The sequence below is a fragment of the Vibrio sp. 1731 genome (assembly GCF_033339955.1).
Lineage (GTDB): Bacteria > Pseudomonadota > Gammaproteobacteria > Enterobacterales > Vibrionaceae > Vibrio > Vibrio alginolyticus.
The window spans coordinates 1-8,213 of record NZ_JAWOVO010000048.1 but is presented as its reverse complement, the minus strand read 5'-3'; the positions used below and the strand labels follow the sequence as shown (position 1 = coordinate 8,213).

General features: G+C 39.3%; 10 protein-coding genes and 1 rRNA gene. 10 read left to right on the top strand and 1 reads right to left on the bottom strand.

Annotation, left to right across the window (positions count from 1 at the left end):
• Nucleotides 1–94 precede the first annotated feature (94 nt).
• The 7 genes from R7035_RS24730 to R7035_RS24700 all read left to right on the top strand — a co-directional run bounded on the left by R7035_RS24730 (nt 95) and on the right by R7035_RS24700 (nt 4,385).
• Nucleotides 95–475: a nuclear transport factor 2 family protein gene (locus R7035_RS24730; RefSeq protein ID WP_053809702.1), complete on the top strand. Its 381-nt coding sequence runs from the start codon at nt 95–97 to the stop codon at nt 473–475.
• A gap of 148 nt (nt 476–623) precedes the next feature.
• The gene (locus R7035_RS24725) at nt 624–977 is read left to right on the top strand and encodes a VOC family protein (RefSeq protein ID WP_318095728.1); all 354 of its coding nucleotides are present in this window, start codon (nt 624–626) and stop codon (nt 975–977) included.
• 144 nt (nt 978–1,121) lie between these two features.
• Entirely contained in the window at nt 1,122–1,766 is a 645-nt protein-coding gene (locus tag R7035_RS24720) for a hypothetical protein (protein ID WP_262681916.1), read from the top strand.
• Between the two features lie 143 nt (nt 1,767–1,909).
• A complete protein-coding gene (locus R7035_RS24715) occupies nt 1,910–2,419 on the top strand; it encodes a DUF6882 domain-containing protein (RefSeq protein ID WP_020838879.1) in 510 nt (169 codons plus the stop codon).
• A gap of 140 nt (nt 2,420–2,559) precedes the next feature.
• A complete protein-coding gene (locus R7035_RS24710; protein ID WP_053808551.1) occupies nt 2,560–3,201 on the top strand; it encodes a hypothetical protein in 642 nt (213 codons plus the stop codon).
• Nucleotides 3,202–3,438: 237 nt separating this feature from the next.
• Nucleotides 3,439–3,834 (top strand): hypothetical protein, encoded by a 396-nt coding sequence (locus tag R7035_RS24705; protein WP_085570155.1) that lies wholly within the window; start codon nt 3,439–3,441, stop codon nt 3,832–3,834.
• 131 nt (nt 3,835–3,965) lie between these two features.
• Nucleotides 3,966–4,385 (top strand): T6SS immunity protein Tdi1 domain-containing protein, encoded by a 420-nt coding sequence (locus R7035_RS24700; RefSeq protein WP_060657947.1) that lies wholly within the window; start codon nt 3,966–3,968, stop codon nt 4,383–4,385.
• Between the two features lie 132 nt (nt 4,386–4,517).
• Here the strand turns inward: R7035_RS24700 and rrf are convergent.
• Nucleotides 4,518–4,633, bottom strand: a 5S ribosomal RNA gene (rrf, locus tag R7035_RS24695).
• 747 nt (nt 4,634–5,380) lie between these two features.
• On the opposite strand from rrf, the gene R7035_RS24690 reads away from it, so the two are divergent.
• From R7035_RS24690 to R7035_RS24680, 3 genes are all read left to right on the top strand, one after another.
• Nucleotides 5,381–6,361 (top strand): hypothetical protein, encoded by a 981-nt coding sequence (locus R7035_RS24690; RefSeq protein ID WP_262681914.1) that lies wholly within the window; start codon nt 5,381–5,383, stop codon nt 6,359–6,361.
• Between the two features lie 673 nt (nt 6,362–7,034).
• A complete protein-coding gene (locus R7035_RS24685; RefSeq protein ID WP_115386096.1) occupies nt 7,035–7,544 on the top strand; it encodes a GNAT family N-acetyltransferase in 510 nt (169 codons plus the stop codon).
• A 134-nt stretch (nt 7,545–7,678) separates the two neighbouring features.
• A complete protein-coding gene (locus R7035_RS24680; RefSeq protein ID WP_258636708.1) occupies nt 7,679–8,029 on the top strand; it encodes a hypothetical protein in 351 nt (116 codons plus the stop codon).
• The last annotated feature ends 184 nt before the right edge of the window (nt 8,030–8,213 follow it).

The following is an 8,213-nucleotide window of genomic DNA, read 5'->3' as shown; positions in this document are numbered from 1 at the left end:
TTTGAATCAGCTTTAGTGATTACGGCACAATGATTTAGGTTGGGTGGTCGCGTTGTTCACCACTTAACGCGGCGTTAGGTGCTTGGAGGAAATCATGAACTCAAAGGAAGTCGTCCTAGCTTTTTGGGATGCGATGAAAACAAATGACTTTGCCAAAGCAAGCGAGTGGCTTAGCCCAGATTTTGAGGGTTTCTGGCCGCAGTCGGGTGAACTCATTATTGGCCGAGACAACTTCACGGCTATCAATACTTGTTACCCTGCGAATGGTATTTGGGAGTTTACAGTTCACTCCGTAGTTTGCGACGGTGAAACAGTAGTCACTGATGTATCAATTACAGATGGTGTCCAAAAAGCACGTGCTATAACTTTTCATACTGTTGAAAACAGCCTGATAAGTAAGCAAAAAGAGTTCTGGCCAGACCCAATGGAAGCACAGGCATGGCGGGCAAAATGGGTTAGGTTAGTGCAAGATTAAGCTACGCACCTAACAAACAATTTAAGAGTGATTCACCACGCTTGGCATTTTTAGTTTGGGTTTAGTTAGGTGTTTATGGTGCTCTAGTTGAATTATGTGGTCGCGTGGTTCACACCTTAATTGGGCGTTATGTGGTTGGAGAAAAATTATGAATCCATCAGCGGTTCTTGTTCATGTCCCAGATGTAGCGAAAGGTCTTGAATGGTACGAGAAAGCTTTTCCAGAAGCCGTTCCGGTTTATCATCCTGACTTTGACTTCACAGCGCTTGAGATAAATGGTTTCTCACTAGAAATAGTCCAAGCAGACAAAAAGGTTGGTGCTGGTAAAAGTGGCACAGTTGTTTATTGGTCAGTTGATAGCTTATGCGTTGCCCTGGCTCATTTTGAAGAACTCGGTGCGTGCCTTTATCGTGGACCAATGGAAATTGAAGATGGGCTTTCAATGTGCCAAGTTGAGGACCCATTTGGGAACTTAATAGGATTACGTGGGAAAACCACATAACAAATTGTTCAAGAGTGATTCGGCACGCGTGGCATTTTTACTATGCGTTGGTTTTAGTGTTTAAGGTGGTATGCGGCGACTTCGGTATTGCATGCCTCACACCTTAACAAGGCGTTATAGCTAAATATTAATTACGGAGATAATTTGAAAGTTTCTAAGCATTTAAACAAGACCAACATTATGTGGTCTAGTCTTTTGGTACTCGTTTATTTTGCTACACATGGCTTTGTGAAGTATGGATTAGCCCATTATACGGACAACCTATTGCCAGAGTTTACGGGAGTGTTTTTTGAACTCTTTGTAGTTTTACTCGTTTTTAACAAGTGGCAAGAGCGTGAAGAATCAAAAGCAAAGATAGCAAAAGAGAAACGTCTGAGAGAATTTCTCATTTTCATCATAAATGAGTTTTCTAAGTTTAAGTCTATGCCAGAAGCTTTCAGTTTCTATGGTTTATCTCATACAGAAAATCAAACTGTTTTAAACAGACTAAAAAGCGAGTTCACAGGCGCTCAAAGTATCCCAAGCTCATTCCGTCATAGCTTCATTCAACATTGTGAAATCGATATTGATGCTTTAACTGCTCTTTTGCCTGTTGCTGCAGACTTATCAGAGGAGCACTTTAAATCTTGGGCAAGAATAGTTTTCTACATTAAAAAATCTTCAATGCTTAATATAAGTGAGCCGGAAGACTTCGAAAAATTCGATGAATACATTGTAAAACTATTGGACTACATTCGACGCTTCGATAAAGCTTCGTTTGATAACAAAATTTATCACGGTGCAATTTAGCCATAACAAGCAATTTAAGAGGGATTCACAACGCTCGGCATTTTTGCTTCTACTTCAAATTTAGTGTTTATGGCACAAGGCTTTAGGTTTGGGTGGAGGCGTTGTTCACCCCTTAATTGGGCGTTATACCTCGTAGGAGAATTATGAAGAAATTACTAACAGCAGCCATGGGATTATTCGTTTCAAATGCCAACGCAAATATTAGCTGGGAAGATTTTGTTACCGAAGCGCATACTGCTCTGACAGAAAAGCAGAGCAAGCTGATGAGCGAGTTTAAACTTGGTGAACATGAGCGTTTCGACTGGGATCAGGAAAGCGGTACTCTTATATTTTCAAACGATGGAAAGGTTGCTGTTATTGCAAAGGTACAGTTCGTCGGTTCTATTTCTACCACGTCAAATACATGGCTTTGGTCTTGGGCAAACTCTTACATTTATGACAATGTAAAAGATCAGATGCACATCGTTCGAGAGTTTGGCGAGTCAAAAGGCTATGAAGCGCTTATCATAGACAAGTGGGAAGCGGATGAGATTGATGGGTGGGAAATGACTTCCGTGACCTCTTATCTTTTGGAAGCTAAAGGTGCCTACCGAACCACGGGAGAGACGGGTTTTACTTACATGGTGATAACTGACATAAGTTGGGCAAACTAGGTATAACAAGCTGTTTAAGAGTGATTCGCAACGCGTGGCATTTTTACTATGCGTTGGCTTTCGTGTTTAAGGTGGTATGCGGCGGCATCGGTATTGCGTTGCTCACACCTTAACAGGGCGTTATGTTTAAGGAGGAAACGATGGCTGAAAGAGTTAATCCGTGGCTTGAAAGATCCATCGCGAATTTAGTTCCTCTAAGCAAAGCCGATATCTTCAGTAATGCCTGTAAAGAATGGATTTTTAGTGGTGAGGTTATTGATTATGGCGAAGCTACTGAGCAATGTGAGCTGTGTGAACATGACGAACTTCGGTATCATTTCCTAATTGAAAATGGATGTAACTCCAATCAGCTGTGGGTGGGTTCTTCATGTATTCTGCGCTTCGAGGAAATCGTGGTTCTTGATGAGAACGAACGCGAATTACTCGATCAAAAAGAACGTAAAAAAGTCCTAGATAAGGCACTAAAAGCAAAGCAAATTGACTCTAGTCTTGATCCTTTGCGTTCATTGTGGAAAGTTGCATTCGAAAAAAGAGGTACCATACATAGTATGGCTCTGGAGATTAAAGATGGTAAGTCTCTACCTCCGGATAGCTTAAGAGTACTCTTTGAGCTTTTGGATGAGCATAATATTGCTTTCAGAGCTAGCGATTACTCAGTAAATTTACGAAGTGAGTTCTACCAGTTTCAGCTGTCTTATATGCCAAAAGACATGCAAAAAAATATCTGGTTATGTATGTCTAAACAACAAAAAGATAGGTTCCGCGAGCGCCTTGGCTTTTAAACATAACAAAGCATTTAAGAGGGATTCACAACGCTTGGCAGTTTTGGTTTGAATTGGCTTTAGTGTATACGGCACAATGGTTTAGATTAGGTGGTGGCGTTGTTCACCCCTTAATGCGGCGTTATGTTTCCGAGTACCCCACGTTTAGTAGACACTTTATCAGATTCCAAAAATTGATACTTCAAACAATAATATTTATGCCTAGTCTTAAAATGTTTTTATTGGTGGAGAACTATTATGAGATGGCTAGGTGTGTTTGTTGTATTGTTTTCGTATGCAGTTAATGCAGAAGAGAAGTTTGTTAAATGTGAATTTGCTGAAGGCGTTGAACTTAATATAGTTTTTTCGCTAACAGAATCGCCACAGGTCACCGGACACTTTAAAGAAGGCGAAGCTACCACTGTGATAAACTCAGGGGTTAGAGTGTCTAAAATAGATAATCTGGATACTTTCAATTGGGTTATGGATGTTTTTTACGAAAATGAAATCGTCGGTAAGAGTGAAAAATGGAGTCAGTTTCGGGGTAACTATTATTATGAGAAAAGCATTTTTACCCTAAAAGAATATCCTGATGACCCTCAAGAAACTCCGTTTACGATGCTGCCTTGTCATGTGAAGGTAGTAGAAACATAACAAGCAATTCAAGCTGATTCGCAACGCTTGGCACTTTCGGTTTCAATTGGTTTAGTGATTATGGTGAAGTGCATGAGTAATGTGGTAGCGTTGCTCACAACTTAATTGGGCGTTATATTTTTAGGAGATTTATGTACCACATATTGAAAGAAACAAAAGGACAGGAATACCTCGACGGCTGGGCTGACATTACAGGTGATTTTGATCAAATCAAAGGATATAGCGATCTTGGTGATGTATTTTTGATTAACTCAGTTACTGGGGAAGTCGGTATTTTGTTGACTATGGAAAATTCATTCCATCCAATGGGCTTTAATGAGTGGGAGAAATTTGAGGATCAAGTTTTGACCAATTCAAAATTTCAAGAAGATGTACTTCATAAAAGTTTCATTAAGCGAGTGAAAGAAGTCTGTGGTGTTCTAGAAAAAGAGCAAGTATATATTGCAACTCCTTATCCCTGCGTCGGAGGTTCTGGTGCGCCAGATACCTATAAAAAAGGGAATGTTTGGGTGTATTTATCAATCTCAGCACAAACGTGGAAACAAATATAACAAAGCATTTAAGACGGATTCCCAACGCTCGGCATTTTGGGTTTGCTTTAGTTTCTGTGTTTACCGAATCATACTTTTAGTTCGGTGGTCTGCGTTGCTCACCACTTAATGCGGCGTTAGAAAGAAAGGGGAAGCTGGCAATGTCCTACTCTCGCATAAGGAAACCTTACACTACCATCGGCGCTACCATATTTCACTTCTGAGTTCGGAATGGGGTCAGGTGGTTCTATGGTGCTATATTTGCCAGCTAAAAGATGTTACTTGTGTTTCTTAAACCATGAATACGCTTTCTCAGCAATACACATGATGTAATAAACAACAGTTAGGATGACTGCTAGTAATTCCATCTGGGGCTCCTTATAGTAGGAGCAAGCACCTTGACTTCGCCGTTGCCATCGTAGATCATCTAAGGTTCAACTTTGCGTCAAACATGTTGAACTGCTTACTCAGTAATCGGGGCACCAGTTTCCACGCCGGCTCTACTAGTAACGGTATAGAACAGGAAAAATATTCAGGAGGATATAAGAATACTCTCCAGCTGTTTTCTGACCGTACAGTTAATAGTTTGGCTTCAATTATGAGTCAACATCTCAATTTGACACGCGCATTCTATATGAAACAACGTTTTATGGAAAGGTTTGATTATTACTAATTTTAGATCTATTATGTGTATGTCAAACATGTTGAACTGCTTATTCAAAGTAACTTCCAATTGCTTTTATAAGTAACAGAAAGCCCGACCTCCAATCGGGTTTTTTTGTGCCTGTTACTTTAGTGCTCATATCTTTCTAACAAGGCGTTTAAGGCAGATTCGCAACGCTCGGCATTTTCGGTTTGATTCAGCTTTAGTGTTTACGGCACAATGGTTTAGGTAAGGTGGTGGCGTTGCTCACTACTTAACGCGGCGTTAGCCAACTGAAAAGAATATACAGAATTAACTAAGTTTGTAGTAATCATGGTATTCTTTTTTTGTTTGATTAGAGAGAGTGCAAGTTGTGAGTAAGTATAAAAATTTGTCTAAGATAGAGATTCAAGAAAAAATTGACTCGGGTAATTTTGTAAAGCAAGAAATGGTTATTAGAGACACTGCTTCAGGTCAAATCGTAAAGCTTGATAAAGTATCTAAGCATGAGTCAGAAAATTATCCAAGTTCGTTTTTTCAAGTTAATAATAATTACGTATATCAGTTTGATACACAAGAGTTAATTGATAGCATTAAAGAAATTCACTTAGATATGCATTTTGATGAGCTATCAGATGCCTATAATACACTGCTCGACTACATCTCAATGCACAAGAATATTGAAGATTTTTCAACACAAATCTATAGTTGTGCAGTGCCTTTGGCTCGGAGTTTTCAGTCAACAATGGCACGTTTACTTAAAGAGTCAGATCATTTTTTAAGCTCAAATATCACAGATGAGTCTGTGGATAGATTTTTGATTCTATTGAAAGCGTATGTTAATTTTTTGTTTGCTTACACAGTTTTTCTAATAATAAAACAGAAAAATAGTTCTAGTGTAAAATCAGTTATAGATCCAAAAATTATAGAACTAAAAGATTTTTTGTTGCCATTGTATAAACACATTTTACTCCCTTTTCAAAAAATTTGGAATCAGTACAGCCAAAAAAACGAACAAAAGCCTGACTTTAATAATTCTCTATATATTAAGCATTATACTAACCCTGGATATGACGCAGAAAGAATCGAATTATTAATCGACTTTGATGATAGATTTAAATCTGTTGGGTCTCTATTAAAAGAAGCGAGTGCTTCCCTGTTTAGCTTCAGTGTAGAAAGTAGTTCTAATGAAATTTGGGATTTAAATAGAAGAGATCACACAAAAGAAATCATTGATGCAATTTATATCGCTCTAGTTGATATAGAAAAGTTAGAAGACTTTATACATGAGTTTGAGCTTTTAAACTTAGATGATAATGAGCTTAAAGATTGTGTTTTTTCTAGATTAGCGTAGACCGTTGGCTAACAAAGCATTTAAGAGTGATTCGCAACGCTTGGCGTTTTCGCTTCGCTCAAGTATAGCCAAGCGTCGCTCACACCTTAATGCGGCGTTAGTACGGGTTTGATATTAAAGGTCATAAGTTTTGGTGTTTATCTGTTTTGGCGCCCGTCTTTACACCTTACAGTTTGTTCCTTTCACGTTCTTTCCGGTGGCACTATATGCGGAGTGTTCGCTTTGATTTCTCCGTTTACGGTTTCTAACTCTTAGCCTATTTCTTTGGCGCTTCTTCATTTTCGTGGTGGCTTTTGAGAGAACCTTGATTACTTTTGGGGTGGCTGTTGAAGTACGAGGAAAGAATCCTTTTCTAATTTGAAGCAAGCGAAAGTAGGGTTGTTCAGTGCGTTTTTCTTCTAGCCAACTTTCGTCTCTCTATCGATTTTAAGTTTTGTAGCTGCCCGTCTCACTTCAGTGTTCAAAGCCTTTCATATCATGCCAGTTTTCAATATCTTGGAGCGCATAAATAGAAGTAGCGCATGTACTAACAAATTGCTTAAGAGTGATTCGTAACGCGTGGCATTTTTGGTATGCGTTGGTTTTAGTGGTTAAGGTGGTATGCGGAAGCATCGGTATTGCGTGCCTCACACCTTAATTGGGCGTTATAAAGCTCGAAGAAAAAGGAAATTTCGTGGAAATTCGAACAGGTAAACTTGAAGATGTTGCTGGTATTACAGACATCTTTAATTTTTATATTGAACACACCAATGCACGCTTTGAGGAAGTTCCATTTACTCTGGAAAATCGTCAGAAATGGTTTTCTCAGTTCTCTAGCAACACCAAATATCAACTATATGTCGCTATAGAAAACGGCGAATTGCTAGGTTTTGCATGTTCCCAACAGTACAGAGCAATTTCAGCTTTTGACGATACTGTAGAAGTGACCGTGTATCTGGCACAAGAAGCTAAAGGGAAAGGTTTAGGTTCTAAACTATATACTCAGTTGTTCTCATCTATTCGTGCTTACGGTGTCCACCGTGTATTGTCGGGTGTTGCATTACCAAACGACGCATCAGTTGCATTACATAAACGGTTTGGTTTCAGAGAAGTCGGAGTTTTCAATGAGTATGCGAAGAAACACAGGCAGTACATAAGCTCGGTGTGGTTAGAAAAGGCGTTTAACGTAGAGTCCGCTTTATAACAAACAATTTAAGAGTGATTCGGCACGCGTGGCATTTTTGGTATGCGTTGGTTTTAGTGGTTAAGGTGGTATGCGGAAGCATCGGTATTGCGTGCCTCACACCTTAATTGGGCGTTATGCTCTAGGAGGGAATTTTGCTCAATTTACTGAAGAAAGTGGTGCTAATCAATCTTGTTGCAGCATTGATTGTTATTCTCTTAGCTCAGTTTGTCCCCTTCTTTGCTGCTACTCAGCCAGTCGACTTTCTGTTCTTCGTTGTTATCGTGAACTGGGTTTTAGCAAAGCTTATGTGGGAAGGTGGCGTATATAGTAAAACAGCGCATATGGATGATTCTAGAACAGATAAAGTTTACAAAATGGTAGAAGGTCATGATTTCGAAGAAGACCAACGAGAGCAGCATAGAATGAACTTCCAGACAGGTTTGGTTTTCTTTATTGCAGGGCTTCCAGCGTTTATCACTTGCTTAATTCTCCAATTTCTTTGAGTACGAGCATAACAAATTGTTCAAGAGTGATTCGGCACGCGTGGCATTTTTACTATGCGTTGGTTTTAATGGTTAAGGTGGTATGCGGAGGCTTCGGTATTGCGTGCCTCACACCTTAACAAGGCGTTATATGCTTCAAGGAAAATGATGAAAAAAATCGCACTTTCAATAGCTTGCTTAATGG